Source organism: Lentilactobacillus farraginis DSM 18382 = JCM 14108 (genome assembly GCF_000583655.1).
GTDB lineage: Bacteria > Bacillota > Bacilli > Lactobacillales > Lactobacillaceae > Lentilactobacillus > Lentilactobacillus farraginis.
Genome location: NZ_BAKI01000034.1, coordinates 1 through 21,867 on the forward strand (window position 1 = coordinate 1; position 21,867 = coordinate 21,867).

General features: G+C 42.3%; 22 protein-coding genes and 4 pseudogenes. 10 read left to right on the top strand and 16 right to left on the bottom strand.

Annotated features, from left to right (window positions below):
* Positions 1-404 precede the first annotated feature (404 nt).
* Both JCM14108_RS10270 and JCM14108_RS10275 read left to right on the top strand, forming a co-directional pair.
* Positions 405-620 carry a type II toxin-antitoxin system HicA family toxin gene (locus JCM14108_RS10270; RefSeq protein WP_152536937.1) on the top strand — a complete coding sequence of 72 codons (216 nt, stop codon included), beginning with the start codon at positions 405-407 and terminating at the stop codon, positions 618-620.
* A gap of 119 nt (positions 621-739) precedes the next feature.
* Entirely contained in the window at positions 740-1,333 is a 594-nt protein-coding gene (locus JCM14108_RS10275) for a YdeI/OmpD-associated family protein (RefSeq protein ID WP_035180689.1), read from the top strand.
* 186 nt (positions 1,334-1,519) lie between these two features.
* Here the strand turns inward: JCM14108_RS10275 and JCM14108_RS10280 are convergent, their stop codons facing one another.
* The 10 genes and pseudogenes from JCM14108_RS10280 to JCM14108_RS10315 all read right to left on the bottom strand — a co-directional run bounded on the left by JCM14108_RS10280 (position 1,520) and on the right by JCM14108_RS10315 (position 6,617).
* The gene (locus tag JCM14108_RS10280; RefSeq protein WP_035180691.1) at positions 1,520-1,768 is read right to left on the bottom strand and encodes a metal-sensitive transcriptional regulator; all 249 of its coding nucleotides are present in this window, start codon (positions 1,766-1,768) and stop codon (positions 1,520-1,522) included.
* Between the two features lies 1 nt (position 1,769).
* Positions 1,770-3,425, bottom strand: coding sequence for an FAD-dependent oxidoreductase (locus JCM14108_RS10285; protein ID WP_035180692.1), 1,656 nt, complete (start codon positions 3,423-3,425; stop codon positions 1,770-1,772).
* A gap of 69 nt (positions 3,426-3,494) precedes the next feature.
* Positions 3,495-3,803 carry a rhodanese-like domain-containing protein gene (locus tag JCM14108_RS10290; RefSeq protein WP_035180694.1) on the bottom strand — a complete coding sequence of 103 codons (309 nt, stop codon included), beginning with the start codon at positions 3,801-3,803 and terminating at the stop codon, positions 3,495-3,497.
* Between the two features lie 184 nt (positions 3,804-3,987).
* Positions 3,988-4,098, bottom strand: coding sequence for a putative metal homeostasis protein (locus tag JCM14108_RS14700; RefSeq protein ID WP_160168512.1), 111 nt, complete (start codon positions 4,096-4,098; stop codon positions 3,988-3,990).
* 27 nt (positions 4,099-4,125) lie between these two features.
* On the bottom strand, positions 4,126-4,395 hold the full coding sequence (gene rpsN, locus JCM14108_RS10295; RefSeq protein WP_035180695.1) for a 30S ribosomal protein S14: 270 nt from the start codon (positions 4,393-4,395) through the stop codon (positions 4,126-4,128).
* Positions 4,396-4,407: 12 nt separating this feature from the next.
* Positions 4,408-4,557 (bottom strand): 50S ribosomal protein L33, encoded by a 150-nt coding sequence (rpmG, locus tag JCM14108_RS10300; protein WP_003550836.1) that lies wholly within the window; start codon positions 4,555-4,557, stop codon positions 4,408-4,410.
* Positions 4,558-4,765: 208 nt separating this feature from the next.
* Positions 4,766-5,362 carry an ABC transporter permease gene (locus tag JCM14108_RS10305; RefSeq protein WP_237745802.1) on the bottom strand — a complete coding sequence of 199 codons (597 nt, stop codon included), beginning with the start codon at positions 5,360-5,362 and terminating at the stop codon, positions 4,766-4,768.
* A 50-nt stretch (positions 5,363-5,412) separates the two neighbouring features.
* Positions 5,413-5,541 carry a hypothetical protein gene (locus tag JCM14108_RS15955; RefSeq protein WP_272944536.1) on the bottom strand — a complete coding sequence of 43 codons (129 nt, stop codon included), beginning with the start codon at positions 5,539-5,541 and terminating at the stop codon, positions 5,413-5,415.
* Positions 5,534-6,246 (bottom strand): annotated as a pseudogene (locus tag JCM14108_RS10310) (ABC transporter ATP-binding protein). The gene JCM14108_RS15955 and the pseudogene JCM14108_RS10310 overlap by 8 nt, the downstream one beginning before the upstream one ends.
* A complete protein-coding gene (locus tag JCM14108_RS10315) occupies positions 6,243-6,617 on the bottom strand; it encodes a GntR family transcriptional regulator (RefSeq protein ID WP_035180696.1) in 375 nt (124 codons plus the stop codon). The pseudogene JCM14108_RS10310 and the gene JCM14108_RS10315 overlap by 4 nt, the downstream one beginning before the upstream one ends.
* 224 nt (positions 6,618-6,841) lie before the next feature.
* Between JCM14108_RS10315 and JCM14108_RS10320 the strand changes: the two genes are divergently transcribed.
* Positions 6,842-7,732 carry a 3-hydroxyacyl-CoA dehydrogenase gene (locus tag JCM14108_RS10320; RefSeq protein WP_035180697.1) on the top strand — a complete coding sequence of 297 codons (891 nt, stop codon included), beginning with the start codon at positions 6,842-6,844 and terminating at the stop codon, positions 7,730-7,732.
* A gap of 78 nt (positions 7,733-7,810) precedes the next feature.
* Here the strand turns inward: JCM14108_RS10320 and JCM14108_RS10325 are convergent.
* From JCM14108_RS10325 to JCM14108_RS10335, 3 genes and pseudogenes are all read right to left on the bottom strand, one after another.
* Positions 7,811-9,213 (bottom strand): annotated as a pseudogene (locus JCM14108_RS10325) (MFS transporter).
* Positions 9,214-9,515: 302 nt separating this feature from the next.
* Positions 9,516-10,727, bottom strand: coding sequence for an aminotransferase-like domain-containing protein (locus tag JCM14108_RS10330; protein WP_035180713.1), 1,212 nt, complete (start codon positions 10,725-10,727; stop codon positions 9,516-9,518).
* Positions 10,728-10,729: 2 nt separating this feature from the next.
* Positions 10,730-11,743, bottom strand: a complete 1,014-nt coding sequence (locus JCM14108_RS10335; RefSeq protein ID WP_035180698.1) for a ketopantoate reductase family protein — start codon at positions 11,741-11,743, stop codon at positions 10,730-10,732.
* A gap of 532 nt (positions 11,744-12,275) precedes the next feature.
* On the opposite strand from JCM14108_RS10335, the gene JCM14108_RS14835 reads away from it, so the two are divergent.
* Together JCM14108_RS14835 and JCM14108_RS10340 are read left to right on the top strand one after the other, a co-directional pair.
* The gene (locus JCM14108_RS14835) at positions 12,276-12,452 is read left to right on the top strand and encodes a hypothetical protein (RefSeq protein ID WP_169790405.1); all 177 of its coding nucleotides are present in this window, start codon (positions 12,276-12,278) and stop codon (positions 12,450-12,452) included.
* 40 nt (positions 12,453-12,492) lie between these two features.
* Positions 12,493-13,017: a GNAT family N-acetyltransferase gene (locus JCM14108_RS10340; RefSeq protein ID WP_035180699.1), complete on the top strand. Its 525-nt coding sequence runs from the start codon at positions 12,493-12,495 to the stop codon at positions 13,015-13,017.
* Positions 13,018-13,583: 566 nt separating this feature from the next.
* Here JCM14108_RS10340 and mmuM read toward each other — a convergent pair.
* A complete protein-coding gene (gene mmuM, locus JCM14108_RS10345) occupies positions 13,584-14,528 on the bottom strand; it encodes a homocysteine S-methyltransferase (protein WP_035180700.1) in 945 nt (314 codons plus the stop codon).
* A 121-nt stretch (positions 14,529-14,649) separates the two neighbouring features.
* On the opposite strand from mmuM, the pseudogene JCM14108_RS10350 reads away from it, so the two are divergent.
* A pseudogene (locus tag JCM14108_RS10350) lies at positions 14,650-16,037 on the top strand (amino acid permease).
* Between the two features lie 92 nt (positions 16,038-16,129).
* Here the strand turns inward: JCM14108_RS10350 and JCM14108_RS10355 are convergent.
* Together JCM14108_RS10355 and JCM14108_RS10360 are read right to left on the bottom strand one after the other, a co-directional pair.
* Positions 16,130-17,457: pseudogene (locus tag JCM14108_RS10355) on the bottom strand (aspartate kinase).
* Positions 17,454-18,632, bottom strand: a complete 1,179-nt coding sequence (locus JCM14108_RS10360) for a homoserine dehydrogenase (protein WP_035180702.1) — start codon at positions 18,630-18,632, stop codon at positions 17,454-17,456. The pseudogene JCM14108_RS10355 and the gene JCM14108_RS10360 overlap by 4 nt, the downstream one beginning before the upstream one ends.
* A 106-nt stretch (positions 18,633-18,738) precedes the next feature.
* Between JCM14108_RS10360 and thrC the strand changes: the two genes are divergently transcribed.
* Genes thrC through JCM14108_RS10375 form a run of 4 tightly spaced genes read left to right on the top strand, consistent with a single transcriptional unit; the run spans position 18,739 to position 21,535 of the window.
* Positions 18,739-20,247 carry a threonine synthase gene (thrC, locus tag JCM14108_RS10365; RefSeq protein WP_035180703.1) on the top strand — a complete coding sequence of 503 codons (1,509 nt, stop codon included), beginning with the start codon at positions 18,739-18,741 and terminating at the stop codon, positions 20,245-20,247.
* Entirely contained in the window at positions 20,219-20,806 is a 588-nt protein-coding gene (locus JCM14108_RS16240; RefSeq protein WP_237745804.1) for a homoserine kinase, read from the top strand. The genes thrC and JCM14108_RS16240 overlap by 29 nt, the downstream gene beginning before the upstream one ends.
* The gene (locus JCM14108_RS16245; RefSeq protein ID WP_237745805.1) at positions 20,806-21,123 is read left to right on the top strand and encodes a homoserine kinase; all 318 of its coding nucleotides are present in this window, start codon (positions 20,806-20,808) and stop codon (positions 21,121-21,123) included. The genes JCM14108_RS16240 and JCM14108_RS16245 overlap by 1 nt, the downstream gene beginning before the upstream one ends.
* Positions 21,101-21,535 (top strand): ACT domain-containing protein, encoded by a 435-nt coding sequence (locus JCM14108_RS10375; RefSeq protein WP_035180704.1) that lies wholly within the window; start codon positions 21,101-21,103, stop codon positions 21,533-21,535. The genes JCM14108_RS16245 and JCM14108_RS10375 overlap by 23 nt, the downstream gene beginning before the upstream one ends.
* Positions 21,536-21,867: the final 332 nt, after the last annotated feature.

The following is a 21,867-nucleotide window of genomic DNA, read 5'->3' on the forward strand; positions in this document are numbered from 1 at the left end:
AAACAACCAAAAATATGATTCAGTTTTGATTCAAGGCGGAAATAAATTTAAAAATAAATCTAATTATTTTAGAGACGACACTGAATAACTAAGTTATCAAAAATTCATCCACTAAAAGTCACTTGTTTGTGAGTACTCGAAATAGAAAAGTGGTGCAATCAAATCTTATCAGATCTGGTTGCACCACAAAGTTTAGGCCGTTTTCACGGATCACATCTAAAACCAGTCAAGACTATTTTACTCTTTGCCACAATAGAGTCGGTATTAAATCATCATTGTGGTGTTTAATATATTCCTTAACTTGTCGCACCGACTTACTAGCGATTGCCTTCTTACTGCCAGTTTCGTTAACGCGTATAAAACTACATGTTACTATAATCATGTACCTAAAGAAATACATATGAATAGGCTTTCGAGAGGTCATTAAGATGCTGAAAAAAGCGGGTTGGAAACACGTTCGAACCCGCAAGGATCATTTTCAATTTAGAAATAATGCGAAACCAAATTTTGGCATTGTCACGGTGTCACATCTCACCAAGAACATTCCCAAAGGAACTTTAAACAACGTCTTAAAACAAGTAGAGCTCCAAATGAGCCTTGTTTCATCTATGCTCACTTAAGTATGGAGAAATGATAATGAATATATGCACTATGCCTTATTTACGTTTGATGACGAGGAGAAAAATGTCGACCAGCACAAAAGTAAGAATAAAAAACGAACCATGAGGTGAATACAATTATGAGTATTAAACGTCCTCAAAACTTTCTAAAAATATCAAGCAGAGACGATTTTCGGCAATGGTTGGCTAAGAATTATAACCAAGCATCCGAATGCTGGATTATCGTTAAACGCGGAGTTCCTAAGGGAAATAATCATTTTTGGTATATTGATGCAGTTGAAGAAGCAATGTGTTTTGGCTGGATAGACAGCACCTATAAAGTTATTACTCCCGGACAGCCAGCTGCACAAAGATTCGTTCCCAGAAAACCTGGTAGTATTTGGTCCGAATTAAACAAAGCGCGTTGCATTCGAATGGAAGATCTGGGTCGAATGACTGAAGCCGGTAGAGCAAAACTACCAAATATGGATCCTGCCCTTTTTAAAATTGATAAAAGAATTAAACGAGCGTTGAAACGTCGGCCAGGTGCCTGGGAATTTTTTTGCAACTGCCCGCCTCTTTATCAAAGAGTGCGTGTTGATACTATTCAAATTAAAAGTAACCAGCCAAAGTTGTTTAGATCAAGAATGACTAAGTTTGCTAACGCCTGCCGTGACCACAAATTGATCGGGCAATGGAATGATGGTGGCCGTTTGAGTAATATTTATAAGTAGTATACCTTTTGTACAACAGTTATCGGCAGCTTCTTAATTCTTTTTTAGCAAATACCAGACTTTATCCTAAATATCATATTTTAAGACAGACAAAAAAGCCACCCCATGCCGATAAATTTCTCGACATGAGGTGGCTTGCTCTTCATTTAAATCCCATTGCTAAAGGCCAACGTGAAATAATCAAACCTACAGTTTCGTAATCATTTTCAACGCTTCTTCGATCTTTTCATCAGACTCGGCCCCATTTTCGTCCAAGCAATGGCGCAGGTTCTCGGCAACTACCAGTCCCATTACTTTATCAACGCTGGAACGAACGGCCATTAGTTGCGGCATGATTTCCTGACAGGATTTATCATCATCCATCATTTTTAGAATGCCTCTGATTTGACCTTCTGCCCGCTTAAGCCGGTTGGCAATTTTTGGATCACACGCCATTTTATTTTCCTCCTGAATGTTGAATTCGTTGCGGATAGGCGGCACTGTATGTCAAAAACGCGCCATCCAGATTTTTAACCTTAAACCCGTGATTCTTTAAAATACGTTCGGCAATATAGCTTCGCTGACCGCTTCGGCAGCTGACGATTAATTGGCGGTCTTTTGGTAGTTCAGCTAATCTTGACCGCAACTCATCCAAAGGAATATTTACCGCGTTTGGCAGCCGGCCATCACGCGTCAGTTCTTTTGGATTTCGAACATCCACCAGATAGGCCCCGGCTTTTACGGCTGCATCGACCTCATCGAACTGAATATTTTCAGATAAACCTTCCACCAGATTTTCCGCCGCATACCCGATCATATTAACCGGATCCTTAGCTGACCCAAATGGTGGTGCGTAACTCAATTCAAACTCCGGTAGATCAAAAACCGTCATGCGATGTTTAATTGCGACTGATAAAACATCAATTCGCTTGTCGGCACTTGCTTTACCAACTGCTTGTGCGCCATATAATTCACCGGATTGAGGGTCAAATATCAACTTCAATGAAAGTGGGGTCCCACCCGGATAATAAGCTGCGTGACTTTGACCGGTAATGTGAACGGCTTGATAACGAATCCCTGCTTGCTTTAACTGAGCGGTATTTAATCCCGTTGCAGCGGCTGCCATGTCAAACGACCTGACAATAGCCGTCCCAATACCACCCTGATTTCGCCGGTTCTCTCCCATAATCACATCGGCCACTTGACGGCCCTGACGATTTGCCGGCGAGGCTAGTGGAATCGAAACACGTTCCCCTGTCAAAATTTGATTAACCAGGATTGCATCTCCAACCGCGTACACATCGTCAGCGGATGTTCTGTACCGATCATCGACAATAATACCGCCATTATCACCGGTTTTAATACCCGATTTTTGAGCTAATTGCGTATCTGGTACGACACCTACAGCGACAATCACAATATCCGCTTGTAGTTGGGTGCCATCACTTAGCTCAAGGAAGTGATCAGCAATTCGATTAACTTTGGTTTTTAGTTTCAATGTTACGCCATGTTTAGCTGTTTCACGTGAAACGATGGCGGCCATTTCATAGTCCATAAAGGGCAGAATGTGATCGCCGGCTTCAATCAAAGTTGTGTCAAGGCCCCGTTTAGTCAAATTTTCGACTGCCTCCAGGCCAACAGAACCAGCCCCGATAACTGCGGCCGTTTTCGCGCCTTTATTCAAATCAGCCATGATTTTATCGACATCCGGAATACTGCGGAGGGTGAACACGTTGTCTGCCTCAGCCAAGCCGCCAATCGTAGGGATTGCAGCTTTAGATCCCGGTGACAAAATCAATCGATCGTATTGCAGCGTTTCTGTTTGACCATTATGAACGGCAGTTACCTGATGTTGTTCCGGCACTATGTCAACAACTTCGGTATTCGGCCGAACATCAATATTAAAACGCTTCTTTAAATGTGCCGGCGATTCAACAATTAAAGAATCCCGCTGACTGATTTCACCGGACATGTAATAAGGTAATGCACAATTGGCAAACGAGACGTATGGGCCTTTATCCAACACAATAATTTCGGTTTCTTCCGATAACCGTCTGAGTCGAGTTGCGGCTGACATCCCACCAGCAACGCCACCAACAATTACAACGCGCATCTTGCTTCCTCCTCGTATTTTCAAATAAGCTTCTTGTTCATCATACTCAATAATCGGTCGGCTGCCCAATCATTTTTTTACCGGACCATCCCAAGCGTTCATGCCGCCTTTAACATTCACCACATTGTATCCGGCTTTGCTCAGCATCATGGCCGCTCGCTTGCTTCGGGCACCCGAACGGCAAATTAAATACCATGGCTGGGGTTTGGCAAATCGCCCAACCCCATTTCCCAACTGCGATAGTGGCAGACTAACAGCCGAAGGAATGTGACCCGCTTTATATTCAAAACCTTCCCGGACGTCAACAATTGTCGGGTTGTCGGTAAGCTTTTCTTTTAATTGATCAGTTGTAATGGACTTGAATTTAGCAAATAGCAAATAATAATCTCCTTTTATACCCCATGGGGTATTTTTAATTTAATCATAACGGTTTTTGGTGCTCTTGTAAACAAGAAATTATTAAAACCATCACTTTGCCAGATAACCCAACCGGTTACTTCTCGCCCAAGTCAAAAAATAAGAATGGCACCAGTAGCACCATTCTTATCTTTTAATCGCTTATTTAATTACGATGACGTTTCGCATCTTTAATGATCTTTAAAGCCCGTTTACGCGTTTTAATGCTGGGACTTTTCAGGCGGCGATAGGCACTCGCCAAATCCTGCTTTTCCATTTAAATCACCTCTTTTAAAACAAAAGGCTACCAACTTGCTTTATGAACACCGGGGATTTGACCCTGGTGGGCATATTTTCTGAAATTTAGTCGGGACATATCAAATTTACGCATGTATCCACGCGGTCGCCCATCAATGTGGTCGCGTCGTCGCATACGAATGGGATTGGAATCTTTTGGTAACTTGGCTAAAGCCGCATAATCGCCCTTCTCCTTGAGCTCACGGCGCAAGTCAGCATACTTTGCGACCAGTCTTTGTTGTTTTTCATACTTTGCAATCTTTGATTTTTTTGCCATGAATGATGCTCCTTACTTTGTTTCTCTAAAAATTGCCCGTCTTCTCAACTTTGGAGAATATTTTTTCAATTCAAGCCTGTCCGGATTATTGCGAACGTTTTTGCTCGTTAAATAAATTCGTTCACCAGTTTCAACACATTCCAAAACAATATTTTTTCTCATCAATCTCCACCCCTAATTTTAAATAATTAATCTAATCCGCCACATCAACGCATTTCCAAATGTAATTGCCTTCAATTACATTAAATAGTAACGGTTACGATTTATTATTATGACAACCAAATCAGCATTTGTCAAGATGTTCAAAAAAAGATCGAAACAATCTGGTTGTCCGATCCGTAAACTGATAAATTATAAAATTTTGATTACCTTACCGATTCGTGGTTTCAACCCAAGCCCTTAACAGGTAAACATTAGCGGCCGATTCAAGCCCACTAACCACTAACAACGATATCGAAGCAAGATATAGCTGATAATAGGAATTCTCATTCGCCATCCCGTAGAAGACATCACCAATTGGATTCATAATTTTTGATAAAATATAAATGAAGGCTGCAATTACAATTACGTACAAGATAAATCGGTACAAACGGGAACGACTATCCGGCAAAAACGCTGTTAACGCGCTGGTTATCAGGTGAACCAAACTAATGGAAATCCAGCTGAAAATAGCGAAGACTGCCATTAACAGAATGAAACCGAACAGCGCACCGATAAACGCGCCTTTATCACCTGCTGGGGAAGATTCTTTAAGAAATAACATTATTGCATGAAAGACTTCCCGAAAATTCATTGCCGCGGCAATCACACCAAAGGCAATTTGGGTAAATACCAGATAAAGCATACTGATAAATGCTGACAGCAGGTTGGCTGAATACAAACCGGTGTCGCTAATTGGGACCAGCCGATAGGAATCGTTAACATAAATCTGCTCATTATTTCTGGCAACCAGGACGAAAGCTACCATATAAACCAGCACCGAATATGAGGTGGTAATGAGTAACGGATCCGCTACATTCAAGTTCCCTTGATAACTTCATATAGAATCGTTAGTAAAATGGCAATGATGTCAATTACCAACAGATGGTTGATTATTTGAACCTTTCGCCGGGTCAGGGCATTGGTTAATGTACCAAAATTAGTCATGCATCTCAGTCCCTTCATAAACTTTTTCATAATATTCTTCAATGCCTTCGCCAAATTTTTCCCGAATTTCTTCGGTACTCTTTTGCGCAAAATGGTCTGATCCTTAATAACCACAATTTCATCCAAGACACTCGCGATTTCGGAAACATAGTGGTCACTAACCAAAATTGTCGCATCCTCTGGTTTCCAACGGATAATACTGTTAATAATTTTCTTTCGTGACATACTATCAATACCGGCAAACGGCTCATCCAGCAGGTAAACCTTTGCCTGTCTGGAAAGTGCCAAACCGATAATTAACTTTTCACGCATCCCCTTGGATAACTGGGATAACTTCTTGTCTTCATCAATCTGTAGAAAACCGGCCATCTGATTATATTTATCATTAGAAAAGTCCGGATAAACATCTTCATAAAAACCAACAATCCGTTCAATTTTCATGTTTTGATTAAATCCCAGTAATTGTTCACTAAAGCTGACAACGGCTTTCTTAGCCGCTATTCCGGTTTCGTTTGCGACATTAATTTGACCTTTATAGCCCTTGGCCACTCCTGCGATTAACCGCATCAGTGTTGTTTTACCGGCGCCATTTTCACCTAAAAGGCCAACGATTTTACCGGTATCGATAGTCAGATCAACGTTCGATAAAATCGGCTTCATATTTTTTCGGTAATTTAATCCTTTTATTTCGATTGCTGCCGTCATTTTTGATCACGCTCCTGTTCTTTTACATATCGACTAACATAATCCAATATTTCCTGATCACTGACGCCCAACTTCTGTAAGCCGTCATACATTTGCTTGAGTTGTTCCATAATCAATTTATCCTTCAGCTCTTTTATTTTGCTCGTGTCTTCAGTGACAAAATTTCCTCTACCCCGCTTGGACTCAACCATCTTCTCGGTTACCAATTCACTTAACGCCCGCTGAATCGTATTGACATTCACGGTTAAATCTACTGCCAACTGCCGCACCGCAGGCATTTTCTCCCCTGGTTCAAGCTTGCCGGTAATCATTTGTCTGTAAATATACTCCTTGATCTGGTAATAAATAGGAATCTTATCATCAAATTTCATTGTGCCACCCCCTTAGTGTTATATCTGTCTATTACACTATATCATATCATTATTAAAAGTCCAGCAAACTATCTCAAAAAACTCCCTAATTCTTATCGGCATAACTTTGTGAAATTATCTTCCTGCAATTCACAAGACATTTTGATTGTTTTTCACAAGTTTCCTGCTATATTTAAGGTGAAAGCTGTAAGAAACCGTTTACATTATGACGAGGGGGATTTAAAATGGCTATTCAAAAAGTTACCGTTGCCGGGAGCGGCGTTTTAGGCAGTCAAATTGCCTTTCAAAGTGCTTTTAAAGGCTTCGACGTCACTGTTTATGATATTAACGAAGCTGCTGTTGAAAAAGCCAAGGACCGGATCAAAAATCTCCGGCATGCTTATCATCGGGACATTGCTGCTACTGATGAAGCATTCAATGCCGGCATCAGCCGCCTAAAATATACCGACGATCTTGGCAAGGCAGTCAAAGATGCCGACTTGGTAATCGAAGCCGTTCCGGAGCGACCGGATATTAAGCATGATTTTTATAAAAAAATTGGTCCGTTGGCACCGGCAAAAACCATTTTTGCCAGCAATTCGTCCACGTTAGTACCGAGCATGTTTGCGGCTGATACCGGCCGACCAAAACAATTTTTAAACATGCATTTTTCAAATCAGGTTTGGATAAACAATACCACCGAGATTATGGGCTCACCCGAAACCGATCCGGCAATCTATGATGAAATTGTGCAGTACGCCCGAGATATCGGCATGGTTCCCATTCAACTAAAGAAGGAACAACCGGGATATATTCTAAACTCACTGTTAATCCCATTCCTTGACGCTGCCGAAAAACTTTGGATCAATGGGGTTGCCGATCCCCACACTATCGACAGGACTTGGATTGTGGCAACCGGCGCGCCGTTTGGACCATTTGGCATTTTGGACGCTGTCGGCATTCGAACCGCGTATAATATTACTGCTGCAGAATTACCGGAAAATCCGGGCCTGCAGCCAATTCTTGATAAACTAAAGGAATTGCTTGATCAAGGAAAGCTGGGACAGGAATCCGGAGAAGGCTTCTACAAGTATCCAAACCCGGCATTTAAGCAAAAGGATTTCTTAAAGGGCTAATTAATTATTCAAGCCATTTAAAAATAGGCGGTCAAAGTAAGCATCAATGAAACTAGCTTACTTTGACCGCCTGTTTTATTAAGATTGCGCTTTAACTTTAAATAATTTCGTAAAGAACCAAAAATTAACGGCCCCAATCAATAAAATCAGCCCAAAGGCAATTTGACTGCCAACTGCTGCGTTTTGTGCGTTGGTAAAGTGAGGCACCGTTATCGTACTCATTAGAACCGCCATGACAGTGGTTCCAATTGATCCGGCAACTTGCTGACCGGTGCTATACACGGCATTGGCATCGTTTCGAATTTCCGGATCAATAATTTTCAAGCCGTAAGTCATACTATTTCCAAAGGCCATCGAGCGACCCATGGCAAATACCAGGTAAAGCAAAATAATCGCCAAAACACTCAAATGTCGGCCAAACACAGTAAAGCCCAACGCAGTCACAAAAAATAAGGTATTTCCCAAATACAAGGGCAGCTTGCCGCCATACCGGTCAAGCATCCATCCATAAATCGGCTGTCCCAATCCATTCAAAACGCTGCCGGGTAATAAAACCAGCCCACCGATAAAGGCGCTGGCACCGTCAACCACCTGAACATAGTTCGGCAGTAAAAAGTTAATCCCAATGTTTGACGCCTGCAACAGAATATATGGTAGAAAGCTATACATAAACGACGCGCGCTTAAAGACAGATAGTTTGAATAAAGCCTTGTGACTGTACTTGGAACGCCAGCCAAACAGGCCAAACGCGATAACGGTCACGGCGAAGTACCCCGACCCACTCATCAGCCATGGGGATCCCCCAGAATATTTAGTCCCATTATCAAACTGGTCAGTGCGACCGAAAGGAGGATGAACCGCAACCAGTCAAACGCATACTTTTGGGTTGGAACGTACTGCTTAATTTTAAAGACTCCCAACACCAGCAGCAAAGCCGTTACCGGCAGCGTAATCCAAAAAATCATCCGCCAACTGGCGAAGTAGGCAACCGTCCCGCCAAAAGTTGGTCCCAGCGCCGGGGCGATCAAAATAATCAGATTAGCCATCCCCATATATGTACCGAATTTAGTTGCCGGCACCGTATCCATAATAATGTTGACCATTAAGGGGCCCGTTAGGCCGACACACCCAGCCTGAATCAACCGGCCCAACAACAGAACCCAGTAGCTGGTCGCGACACCACCCAAAATATCGCCGGTCATAAACAGCAAGGCCGCGCAAACGAATAATTGCTTGTTTGTAAAGCGCCGTTTCAGAAAAGCTGAAGCCAACATTAATAGTGCGACCGTTAGCAGATAACCTGTCGTAACCCACTGGACCGTCGTTAATGAAACATGAAACTGCTTCATAAGTGTCGGAAAAGTAACGTTCATAGACGTTTCAGTCAAAACACCCATAAACGTCATTAACGAAATAATTGAAATAACAAAAAATGGATGGCTGTCACGTTGATTTTTAGTTGAAAGCCGTGCTTCTGCCACGGTTAAAATTCCCCCAAATTATAAAATTATCGCTAATTGCGCATTTAATTATCATAAACCCTTTACCGGGGAATTAACAAGGTCACTTTTAGTAAAATCTTTTGATAATACCACCATGCCCCACAAATCAAGCACTTCGCCCAACCAAAAAGTGCACCGGTTGATTTTAACCGGCACACATTTGGTGTTCATTATTAATTTGATATGTTATAAGTCGTGATTAATTACTATGTGTCAGGTTGAATACCTGTTCAGCCAATTATTTTAACCGGCTGACTGCTATCTGCTATGTTGAATGATGACTAATGACCGCTTATACCGGAAACGGATTCCCCAATGGTTTCCTTAATGGCGGAACCCAACCGCTTAATTCCGGTTTTAATTTGATCCTCAGACATATTAGAGTAATTTAATCGGAACGTACCGGGCGTCACCTTGTCAGGATAAAACGGCTCGCCTGGAACAAACGCTACGTTGTGCTTAATACAAGTGTCAAATAAAGCCTTGGTATCAACATTGCCGGGAACTTCAACCCAGATAAAGAGACCACCCTCCGGATGACTATAATTAACGCCACTCGGGAAATAAGTTTCAATTGCCTGCATCATCACAGCCTCACGCTTGCGATAAACCTGTTTAATCTTATTAATATGATCTTCAATATTGTATTCAGCCATATATTTAGCTACGATATGCTGCGTTAAATTATCAGAATGGACGTCCGCAGACTGCTTCATCAACGTAAACTTCTTGATTAATGATTTCTCGGCAACGATCCACCCCAGCCTTAAACCAGGTGCCAAAATTTTTGAAAAGGTACTTAAATAAATAACCCGTTCATGATCGTCATAAAACTTAACCGGTTCAATATCATCTCCCGCGAAGCGAATAGCCCCATAAGGATCATCCTCCATAATCATGATGTTGTACTTGTCAGCAATCGCAATCATCCGTGCTCGGCGCTCTGCCGACATTGTCCGGCCAGTCGGATTTTGGAAATTCGGAATGGTGTAAATAAATTTGGTGTTTGGATTTTCGGCAACTGCCGCTTCCAATTGATCAATCCGCATACCATCATCGTCCATCTCAACGCCTACAATATGTGCACCGTAACTTCGAAAGACATCCAATGCACACAGGTAAGTCGGCTTTTCTACAATTACCGTATCACCGGGATTAATAAACATCTTGGCGGTTAAATCAATTGACTGCTGCGAACCGGTAGAAATCATGATATTATCGGTGGTCGTTTGAACACCTTGTCGGGCCATTCGCTTCACGATTTGTTCGCGTAACTGAAGATCACCAATGGCGGTGCTATATTGCAATGCCTGGCGGCCGCTTTCGTCATACACCTCATCCGTAACCCGTTTTAATTGATCAACCGGGAACAGTTCGGGAGCGGGTAGCCCACCGGCAAACGAAATAACGTCTGGACTGCCGGCAACCTTTAAAATATTACCGACCGGATCCTCATCACTTTTTGGAACCCGATTTGAAAATTGATATGTCATTGTCATGCGCGGACACCTTCCTTTTTGGCATTATGTTGATCAGCCACATTCTGCTGCGGTTGATGATACTTTCTCATCATTTCGGCCATATGAACCTCATGGACAACAAATTCATGGGTTCGGCAAATATAATCATGCTCTCGACCGAGCTTGGCAATGTAGCCGTTAATATAATCAACTTCGGTTGGCCGGCCTTTTGAAAAGTCCTGATACATGGATGGGTAATGATACTTATATTCCTGGCTGACAGTAATTACTGAATCAACTTGCTGCTGCCGGGTCGGAATTAAATATATACCGGCACGTTCACATGCGTCATATGCTTCATCAAATAATTGCTGAGCCATCGCACGAACGCCTTCGTACTCAATAAATTGGCCCATCTGCATTTCAAACATTGTGCAAAGCGTGTTCGTAACGGCGTTGAAAACAACTTTGGACATGCACATTCCCCGCCAATCATCAGCGAAGACCGGGTTTAACTTAGCTTTTCTAAAATCATCAGCAATCGCTTTTGTCTTTTCATCTGGTTTTTCATTTGTATATCTGGCCATATGCATCACTTCGGTACCTTCAGCACCCATAAAATCAACATTGGCCGGTCCGTCCATTCGAGTCGCAATCATCGCCGTACCACAGATAATATGATTCTTGGGAAAATACTTGGCAATTTTTTCAAAATGCCCCATCCCATTCATTGCGGAAAATACATATTGATCATCGTGAAAAATTCCCGCGGCGTTATCCCGGTCCATTTCTTCGGCCAATTGCATTTGCTTTTTAAAAATAATCCAAACATCCGGATGCCCCGAATATTCTTCCGGATAAAAGATATTGATCGGAATAATCCGACGATTTTTGTGATCACGAGCAACTGAAACCCCACCTTGTCGGCGAACCTGCTCGACATTGGGCTTCCAAGTGTCGATGAAGTCAACATCAACGCCCGCATTCTCTTGTAACATGACACCATACCTATATCCCATTGCGCCTGCGCCGATAATGCCGTACTTCATAATGACCACACTCCTTTTATTTATTAAATCAAACCCAACAAAAAACGCCCTTTGGTTATTAAAACCAAAGGACGTTTTTAACGCGGTACCACCTTTATTCAAGCCATCTTCACAAACAGCTCCTCATAACGTGCACGGGAAGCTGATTGATTCGATTGCTTCGCTGACACGCTGCACGATAATGGGTGCTACCAGTTCACCTCGAAAAGTGAAGTTGTCGAGTTCAATCTTTCGAATCACAGTCTTAATACCTTCCCATCAACCGGTACTCTCTTGGTAAGGCTGTCATCCTAAATCCATTGAACCAAATCAATTAGTCGGATTTGAAATGTTGTATGAAGTGTAATGCATCATCGATCACATTGTCAACACTTTTTTTAGAAAATATCAGTATCTTTCTCATCAAAATGCCATAATGCCACCATTCAGATACTCGTTAAAAATATTTTTTTACGATTAGATATTTGCTGTTATTTATCGAATTAAGGTATAGTGAACAATAGAATAAGTTTTACTGGAGAAGGCGATGATCATGCGATTTATAATTAGCGCAGCCGGGATGATCTCAATGGTTCTGTGTATCGGCGCTGTTATCCTGCTTTTCCTTGGAAACGAAGGATTGGCATTCCCGCTTGTTATTGCAGGAATTGTCACCATGGGACTCTCTTGGGGTGCCTCTATTTTAACAGGACATCATTCAAGAAAATAATGACAATCACAATACTAAATTTCAATATGGAGATGTTTAAGTGCAAATCAGAACGGTCCGCCAAGAAGACTATACGGTTATTTCAGATTTAATTCTCACTGCTTTTTCACAATCACCAAACGGTTATGGTAATGAAGCAGAATTAGTTGAAAAAATCCGCTTGGATCCCAGTTATCAAAAATCATTGGAAGTTGTTGCCGACCAAGCCGGAAAAATTATTGGCCACGGATTGCTAAGTGAGATCAAGGTTCAAACCGAGAACCAATCGGAAACCGGTTTGTGCTTAGCTCCCTTATCAGTTTTACCAACCTATCAAGGGCAGGGAATTGGCCACGCAATTCTGATCGAACTTGAAAGACGCGCTAAACAAGCCAACTACCGATTCATCAGTGTTTTGGGCTGGCCGGACTATTACCAGAAAGCCGGTTATAAAAAAGCAAGTCTATTCGGCATCAAACCACCATTTCCAGCGCCTGACGATACCTATCGGATAAAAGCGCTCGTTCCGGATGGCTTGCAGGGGGTTCAGGGAGTCGTTCATTATTTACCGGCTTTTGGAATTTAACTAATTTTTGGATGGTTTGGTAGTGAATCCAATTTTTTGTATTTTTAATTCTTTAATTTTTCTAGATTCCTTGTTTACTTCTTATAACTACCAACAGCTATTAAAACGCCAATTAGTGAAAACCAAAAGGGACTGGCTAACCCAATCATTAATCCTTGTAAGTTATGAACAAAATTAGTTAAATAGCTTACTACCAGAAAGACAAAAGTAAGCAAAAAAATTGAACTTACAGTCAAAAGAACTCTTTTTAGAACAAGTGAAATCGGTCTATTTATCCATGCAAGGATTCCCTGACTAATAAGACCTGCCAAAGACATAAAGACAAGTGGATACGCAACAACCCCTTGCGCAAAAGACCAAAGGGGGCGTTGAATACGTCATTTCGATCTCCGAAGAAAACTTGGCTTTATAGATTCCAATGTAAATGACACTAATGCAAAAGAAAAACACAAATAGCCAAAAGACCAATTTGTTTGCATGACTTTTCAAGGAGTTAAATTTCATGTAACCATCCTTTCGAAGGGCGATTTCTTAATTAACAAACCTCTTTTTTTAGACAGTTTGTTTCACTGAACAACTGCTGCCACCTGCCTAATATCATCAGGTGTTGTCCGGCAGCAGCCGCCAATTATTTTAGCACCGGCAGCCAGCCATTTGGGTGTTAATTCAGCAAAGGTCGTGGCATTCGGATTCGGTGTCCAAGTTTTCGTTTTGGGGTCATAAAGATCACCATTATTTGGATAAACAATAATGGGCTTACTTGTATTTGGTGCAATGGTTTTGATACAGGCCTCAATTAAATTCATCGATGTACAATTAACGCCGATCGCACTAATTTGTGGATCGTTTTCAAAATAGGCAGCTGCCTCCGCCAGAGGCGTTCCGTCACATAAATGTGTCGCGTCTTTAATGCTGAAAGTTAGCCAAGCAAAGTGATCAGGAAACTTTGCTTTCAAAAGATTGGCTAAAGCTTTGGTTTCCGCGAAGTTCGGTTGGGTTTCAAACGCAAACACGTCCACACCAGCTTCAGCCATTAACCGCATTCTTCTTTGGTGGAATTCTTTATACGCATCCTCAGACAAATGATAGTCGCCGGTATACTCACTGCCATCAGCCAAGTAAGCGCCATAAGGGCCAACACTGCCGGCAATCAGTGGATACAGTGCCCGCTTGGCCCGCTCAGAAACGGAAAGTGTTGCATAAAAATGATCCCGTGCCTCAATGGCTAAGCGAACTGCTTCCGTAATCAAGTTTTCGCTTTGCGCTTCGTTAAAGCCGATCTTAAAGGCGTCAACATTGGCCTGGTAGGTATCGGTAATGGCGATATCCGCCCCGGCTTTAAAGTAGCTGGTATGAACATCTTTAACGGCAGCCGGGTTATTAATCAAGGCCGTCGCGGACCATAAACTACTGCTGGTATCCACACCACGTTTTTCCAGCTCGGTCGCCATTGCTCCGTCCAACACCAGTGCCCGCTTACTTTTCAAATTTTCATTTATTAAATTAATCATTATTTACCTCCATGACATTTCAGCTTGTAACTTCCAGTGGTTTGGTGCATTCTGTTATGTATCGGATTCTAATTATTATCATCTCAAAATGAGAAAAAAGCAATTGTTTGGAGGTTACATTTTGAAGCAAAAACCACATATTGCACTTGAACGGAAGATGGAATCCCGCCATTTGCTTATGATTTCACTGGGTGGGGTTATCGGAACCGGTTTGTTTTTAAGTTCCGGCTACACGATTCATGAAGCCGGCCCAATCGGAACTATCTTAGCTTATAGTTTAGGTGCCATAATTGTCTACCTGGTCATGCTGTGTTTGGGGGAACTCTCCGTGGCAATGCCCCAAACCGGTTCTTTTCACGTTTATGCCGACAAATTTATTGGTCCGGGAACCGGTTTTACCGTTGCCGTTCTTTACTGGCTGACTTGGACGGTTGCCTTGGGATCGGAGTTTACGGCCGCCGGTCTGATTATGCAAACATGGTTCCCCAAATCGCCGACCTGGCTTTGGAGTCTCTTATTTATGATTGTCATTTTCACTTCAAACGCTTTGTCAGTACGATTCTTTGCCGAAACAGAATTTTGGTTCTCCAGTATCAAGGTTATCGCCATTATTTTATTTATTATCCTTGGCGGCTTGGCGATTTTTGGGATTCTTCCCATTAAAGGGTACACTCACGCACCTTTATTTCACAATCTAGTAAAGGACGGGCTGTTTCCAAACGGCTTTAAAGGCGTCTTCACAACAATGCTGACCGTCAACTTTGCTTTTTCGGGAACTGAGCTAATCGGCGTAACAGCCGGTGAAACCAAAAATCCCGAAAGGAATATTCCAAAGGCTATTCACACTACTCTGCTGCGGCTGGTCATCTTCTTCATCGGCAGTATTACCGTTATGGCGGCCCTGATTCCCTGGCAAAAGGCCGGTGTTAATCAAAGCCCGTTTGTTTTAGTTTTCAAAAGCATCGGTTTGCCGTTTGCCGGTGACCTGATGAATTTCGTTGTGCTAACCGCCATTTTATCTGCGGCGAATTCCGGTCTCTATGCGTCAACCAGAATGCTGTGGTCATTAGCACACGAAGGTATGATTCCACTTAAGTACGCCAAAACAAATGCTCGCGGTGTTCCAATGATCGCGCTTGTCCTCAGTATGATGGGTGGCATTCTCGCGCTAATTTCCAGTGTTGTTGCTGCTTCGACCGTTTATCTGGTCCTGGTTTCCATCTCCGGATTAGCCGTGGTTTTGGTTTGGATGGCAATTGCTACTCACAAATCAACTTCCGAAAACAATGGCTGAAAAACGGGCACTTGGCATCTGAACTGAAATTTAGAACGCCCTGGTATCCTTTTATCCCATGGGCTGCCTTTATTCTCAGTTTCCTATCCTGTGTGTTGATTATTTTTGATCCAACCCAGCGGCCTGCTTTATTTTATATGATACCGTTTTTGGCTGGCTGTTATTTGCTCTATTACGGTAAAACAAAGTTAAAACAAAAAAACCGACGGGGTTAAACAAACGGGACTGAAACAAAAGTAATTTTTGTTTCAGTCCCGTTGCATTTTAAAAAGTAACTAAGTCTTTTTGACAACTCAGTCATACAACCCTAAATTGCCATCCGTAACTTTTTTTCAGTCATATTCACATTTCGATAAATTTTCTCAATGGTTTTTTCGTAGTCTTGATTGGCAACCCCAAAGATCAACTTAATATCACTGCTTTCCTGAATAACCAAGTGAATTTGAATCTGACTGTTATCCAGCATATCCAAAATTTTACCGGCAATTGCTGGTCGCTTACCAAGTTGATCAGACACGACCGCCACCAAAGAAAGATCCTTTTCCAATTTGACATTGTCAAGATCGGCTTCATTTTCCAACGCCGGATAACTGCATTCAGCTGATTGGAAACGGCTGACCGTTTAGCAATAAAGCTGAACGAATCCGTACCGGACGGTAAATAATCAAACGCAATATCAAACCGTTGGATAATTGCAAAAACCTTTGAAAGAATGTCCAGTCGTTTGCTTAACTGGTATTTGCTAATCGAAATAATGACGTAATCTTTTTTTCCAGCAATTCCCGTAACCAAATTGGCGGCGGTTTCCCGCACCCGATCAACAACCAACGTGCCGTCTTCTTCAGGGTGATTGGTATTCAAGATCGCAATCGGAATTCGCTTTTCCTTAGCCGGCTGAACCGCTTCCTCTTGAAAAACGCTAATCCCCATATAAGACAGTTCCTGCAATTCTTCATAAGTCAGTTCGTTAATTTTTCGAGACTGACTGATAATTCTTGGATCTGCCATTTTAATACCGGAAACATCCGTCCAATTTTCATAAAGGTCTGCGTTTAATAAGTTTGCCAGGATTGAACCGGAAATATCGGAGCCACCCCGAGGCATTAAATGAATATGACTATCTTCATCAACGCCATAGAAACCGGGAACCACAATTCGCGAACCTGACGAAGCAATTGATTTCAAGCGTTTTTCAGACTGTTGAAAATCAAAATGATGTTCATTAAAGATCATAAAGCGACTGGCATCCACGAACTGAAAACCAAGAAAATCAGCCATCAACTTAGCCGTTAGGAATTCTCCTCGAGATACCAAATAGTCATGGTTGGCCTGAGCAATTTGATCTTTAATAATCCGCAGGTCGTCTTCAATCGCAACCTTTAAGCCAAGTTCATCCCGGATAGCCACAAACCGTTTGGCAATATGGTTGAATGTTGGCAAATAGTCCTCGCCGGTGTCCCGTAACTGCTCAATTTTGATTAGTAAGTCCGTTACTTTAATCGGCTCGGCAGCGCTTTTACCCGCTGCACTCACCACAATGGCTTTGCGGTCGTCATTTCCTTTGACGATCGCTTTTACCTTTTTAAACTGCTCTGAGTCGGCAACCGAACTGCCACCGAATTTCGCTACTTTCATGCCGATTCACCCTCTTTACCTGGTAAGCTGGCCATAAAGGCCGTTTCATCCTTTTCAAGTACTTTTCTCATCAATCGATGCATCTCACCGACCGGAATCTGCTGGACCATCAGATAATCGCCGCGCGTGCACGGATTGAATTTCGCAAATAAGTGCGCACAATCAATTTCCGAACGGACAATGTAATTGCTTCTGGTCAAATCCGATCGATACTTCAACTTACTCTTAAAGCCGCGTTTCAAATGTTCTTTATTCTGAAAAATATCCAGAATGTCTTGAATTACGGCGTTGGCGGTTGGGAGTTGGCCGGCTCCCTGCCCCATGAATTTAAGATTACCGATCGTTTCACCGTGTAATGAAATCAAATTATAGTTATCGCAGGTATTCGCTTCAAGTGTGTCACCATGATATAACGTCGGCTCCACAACGTAATCAAATTCGTCACCGCGCTGGTGGCTTTTACCCATTAATTTGACCGTGTAACCCTTTTTGGAAAAATGGGCAATATCGTCTTCGGTGATATTTCGAATCCCAAAAATCGGTAACTCAGCCGTTGGTTTTACAAAGTAATCGTAAGCAATGTCGCAACTGATACATAATTTATTGGCAACGTCCAAACCGTCAATGTCGGCACTTGGATCTGCTTCCGCATAGCCCAAAGCCTGTGCTTTCAATAATACATCGTTAAAGGTCTCACCACTTCGTTTCATCTGATCAAGGATGAAGTTGCTGGTACCGTTAAAAATACCTTGAATCTTATTAACATCGTCAACCCGCAACGCCCGTTCCAAACCTTGAATCCAAGGAATGCCACCACCAACACTGGACTCAAAATAAAATTTAACCCCGTTTTCAGCAGCCACTTTGGTAAATTCGTCCATATAACGGGCAATCACCGCCTTGTTAGCAGTGATAACATGTTTTTTATGTTTAAGCGCCTCAAGTATGTACTGGTGCGCCGGTTCAATGCCCCCGATAACTTCAACCACAACATCGAGGTCCTTATCATTTAAAATCTCTTCATAGCTGTCGGTCATTTCCGGCAAGTCCGGTTTTTTATTTTTTCGAATTAAAACATGCTTGACGTGGAGGTTTTGGGTTAAACGGTTTGCCTTCTTTATAATTTTATAAACTCCTGTTCCGACCGTTCCAAACCCTAATATTGCAATGTTCACAGCTGTAACCTCCCAAATTTATTTTTGTTCATTAATAATAAACACTTGTTTTTTGACTGAAAACAGATTATCATAATAGTCACAGAAATGCAAGGAGCAAAAGTCGATGAATAAAAATTATACGAGTACCAGAAATAATTCAGTATCTATATCAGCCAAGGAAGCAATCAAAAAAGGGTTTGCCGATGACAAAGGCCTATTCGTCTATCCGAACCTTGGTAACGACCAGTTGGATTTGAAAACAATTCTAACCTTGGACTATCAAAGCATCGCTAAAACCGTCCTAGCTAAACTGCTACCGGATTTTTCACAAAGTGAAATCAACGAAAGTGTTGATCACGCGTATAGTTCAACCTTTGATTCAACTAAGATCACGCCCGTGGTTGACGTTGACAACTTCCATGTTCTGGAACTTTTTCACGGTCCAACCAGTGCGTTTAAGGACGTTGGCCTTCAATTGCTGCCACAGTTAATGAAACATGTATTAACAGACAACAGCAAAGTCATGATCCTGACCGCAACCAGTGGTGACACCGGAAAAGCCGCCTTGGAAGGCTTCAAAGATCTCGAAAATATGGGCATCATCGTCTTTTATCCCGATGGCGGCGTCAGCAAAATTCAAAAACTTCAAATGGTTACAACCGGTGGGCACAATACCCGGGTAGCCGCAATCAAAGGAAATTTTGATGACGCGCAAACAAATGTTAAATTAATTTTCAATGATAACACACTGAAGGGACAATTAGGAAGTGCTGTTAGTCTTTCAAGTGCCAATTCAATTAATATCGGCCGCTTAATTCCGCAGGTCGTTTACTACTTCGATTCTTATAAACAACTCGTTCAAAACGGCACTGTTAAAGCCGGCGATCCGGTCAACTTTACCGTGCCAACCGGAAACTTCGGTGATGTTTTGGCCGGCTATTATGCCAAGCTATTAGGACTCCCCGTTAAAAAGTTCGTTGTCGCATGTAACGAGAACAACGTCCTGGCCAACTTCTTTGAAAACGGCGTCTACGATCGCAACCGACCGTTCTTTCAAACCGTGGCCCCCAGCATGGACATTCAAATTTCAAGTAATTTTGAACGTCTGCTTTACTACAAGAGTGGTGAAGACAGCGCCTACGTCAAACAGTTGATGGATGACCTTGAAACAACCGGGAAGTATCAGGTTTCAAAAGAAGTCCTCGACGCTATCCAAGCAGACTTCTACTGTGGTTACAGCACTGATCAAGAAATTGAAGCTGCTATCAAATCTGTTTATGAAAAAACAGGCTACTTGATGGATCCCCACACCGCTGCCGGATACAAAGTAATGCGGGATTACCAAAAACTTGACGATACACCGATGATTTTATTAAGTACCGCCAGCCCGTATAAATTTGTTAAGGCCGTTGCAGCAGCTGTTTTACCTGAAGAAGCGGATTCCGATGACGTTCTTCAAACGATGAAGGACCTGACTACAAAAACAAAAGCACCAATTCCCGAAAATCTCCAAAAGGTTTGGGAACTCCCGGTTAAACACGAAAGTATTATTCAAAAATCAGAAATGGAAAATTACGTCAAAGAACAGGTGGAGGCAGTATTTTATGATAAAGATCAAAGTTCCAGCAACTAGTGCAAACGTCGGCGTCGGTTTTGACTGTCTGGGTCTGGCGGTTTCATTTTATTCAACTGTCAGCTTTGAAGAAAGCTCGACAAGACTTGAAATTACCGGCTGCCCGACTGAATTTCAGACTGAAGACAACCTGGTTTATAAAGCATTCGTTAAGGGCTGTGATTATCTGGACAAACCGGTTCCAAATGTTAAGATTTCAATTGATACCGATATTCCGGTTGCCCGGGGCCTGGGCAGCTCGTCAACTTGCATCGTGGCGGGGTTAAAAGCGGCCAGCGTTTGGTTTGATAATGCCATTTCTACAGACCAATTGCTGGTACTTGCAACTGAAATGGAAGGCCATCCCGACAATGTCACCCCCGCAATTTTGGGCGGTCTCTGCGTATCTTTCTTAGACGATAATAACCGGCCTGTAGTTGTCAAGTACGACGTCAACACGCAATTAAATTTTGTCGCTTTGATTCCTAATTATGAGTCAGCACCCGTGAAGCCCGTAAAGTACTGCCAAAAACAATGCGTTATGCCGATACTATTCACCAAGTCAGCCGCTGTGCCGTGATGACTAAGGCACTGGAAGCCGGAGATGCCGACTTGATCCATGAAGCATGTGATGACCGAATGCATGAACCTTATCGCGCAAAATTAATTCCAGATTATGCGCATGCCAAAGCCATTTCTGAACAATCAAATGGTACTATGTATATTAGTGGCAGTGGTTCAACATTGATGGCAATCACAGCCAACGAAAAATCAGCAGAGGCCATTTTTAAAAATGCGTCAGCCGCTTTTCCGGATTGGAAAATTCGCAAAATGGCTGTTGATCTGACTGGTGTACAGAGTGAGGTAATTGAACGTGGAAAAGTACTACATCGTTGATAGTTCGATTTTACCGGAATCTTTTGATAAGGTTATTCAGGCAAGGCAACTGCTTGAAAGCGGTAAGGTTCGGCAGGTCAGCGAAGCTGTGAAAGTCGTCGGCATCAGCCGCGGCACGTATTACAAATACAAAGATCTGGTTTTTCTGCCCGAAGAAAATATGATTGACCGAAAAGCGGTTATTTCACTAATGCTTGAAAACCGTCGCGGTATGCTTTCAAAAGTCCTTCAAACGGTTTCAGAATCCAGTGCCAGTGTTTTGACAATTAACCAAAACATCCCAATTCATAATATTGCCAGTATCGTGATTTCACTGGATTTAAGTCATTTAACCGGAACTGTAGATGATCTTTTGAATCATTTGAAACAGGTCAACGGTGCCAGTAATGTTCAGTTGGTGTCAATCGAATAAAAAAATAGTTTGACAAACGCTTCAATGCCTGCTATTTTTAATGGTGTTAATTTCATTGAATTTTAATATTGTTATCTAAACAAGTTGATTCGGAAAGTAGTTTCCAACCATTGTTCAGAGAGTTGGCGGTTGATGGGAGCCAATCTTTGCGCGGAAATGAAAATGGCCGATAATTGGTTGGTGTGATCTTAATCGAAAGCATCAAACGGGCTGGTCTTCGTTATTAGACACACCATTTCTTACGAGAGATGGTTGACGAGACTTTTTTAGGTAACTGATTAAGTGAACTCAGAATGGCATCGCGTTAAAGCGCTTCTGTAATTTTATTACAG

Excerpts from the sequence above, each read along its gene's own strand:
- JCM14108_RS10275 (WP_035180689.1), top strand. The coding sequence starts at position 740 with ATGAGTATTAAACGTCCTCAAAACTTTCTAAAAATATCAAGCAGAGAC.
- JCM14108_RS10280 (WP_035180691.1), bottom strand. The coding sequence starts at position 1,768 with ATGGCGTGTGATCCAAAAATTGCCAACCGGCTTAAGCGGGCAGAAGGT.
- JCM14108_RS10285 (WP_035180692.1), bottom strand. The coding sequence starts at position 3,425 with ATGCGCGTTGTAATTGTTGGTGGCGTTGCTGGTGGGATGTCAGCCGCA.
- JCM14108_RS14700 (WP_160168512.1), bottom strand. The coding sequence starts at position 4,098 with ATGGAAAAGCAGGATTTGGCGAGTGCCTATCGCCGCCTGAAAAGTCCC.
- rpsN (WP_035180695.1), bottom strand. The coding sequence starts at position 4,395 with ATGGCAAAAAAATCAAAGATTGCAAAGTATGAAAAACAACAAAGACTG.
- rpmG (WP_003550836.1), bottom strand. The coding sequence starts at position 4,557 with ATGAGAAAAAATATTGTTTTGGAATGTGTTGAAACTGGTGAACGAATT.
- JCM14108_RS10305 (WP_237745802.1), bottom strand. The coding sequence starts at position 5,362 with ATGGTAGCTTTCGTCCTGGTTGCCAGAAATAATGAGCAGATTTATGTT.
- JCM14108_RS15955 (WP_272944536.1), bottom strand. The coding sequence starts at position 5,541 with ATGACTAATTTTGGTACATTAACCAATGCCCTGACCCGGCGAAAGGTT.
- JCM14108_RS10315 (WP_035180696.1), bottom strand. The coding sequence starts at position 6,617 with ATGAAATTTGATGATAAGATTCCTATTTATTACCAGATCAAGGAGTAT.
- JCM14108_RS10320 (WP_035180697.1), top strand. The coding sequence starts at position 6,842 with ATGGCTATTCAAAAAGTTACCGTTGCCGGGAGCGGCGTTTTAGGCAGT.
- JCM14108_RS10330 (WP_035180713.1), bottom strand. The coding sequence starts at position 10,727 with ATGACATATCAATTTTCAAATCGGGTTCCAAAAAGTGATGAGGATCCG.
- JCM14108_RS10335 (WP_035180698.1), bottom strand. The coding sequence starts at position 11,743 with ATGAAGTACGGCATTATCGGCGCAGGCGCAATGGGATATAGGTATGGT.
- JCM14108_RS14835 (WP_169790405.1), top strand. The coding sequence starts at position 12,276 with ATGCGATTTATAATTAGCGCAGCCGGGATGATCTCAATGGTTCTGTGT.
- mmuM (WP_035180700.1), bottom strand. The coding sequence starts at position 14,528 with ATGATTAATTTAATAAATGAAAATTTGAAAAGTAAGCGGGCACTGGTG.
- thrC (WP_035180703.1), top strand. The coding sequence starts at position 18,739 with ATGAATAAAAATTATACGAGTACCAGAAATAATTCAGTATCTATATCA.
- JCM14108_RS16240 (WP_237745804.1), top strand. The coding sequence starts at position 20,219 with ATGATAAAGATCAAAGTTCCAGCAACTAGTGCAAACGTCGGCGTCGGT.
- JCM14108_RS16245 (WP_237745805.1), top strand. The coding sequence starts at position 20,806 with ATGACTAAGGCACTGGAAGCCGGAGATGCCGACTTGATCCATGAAGCA.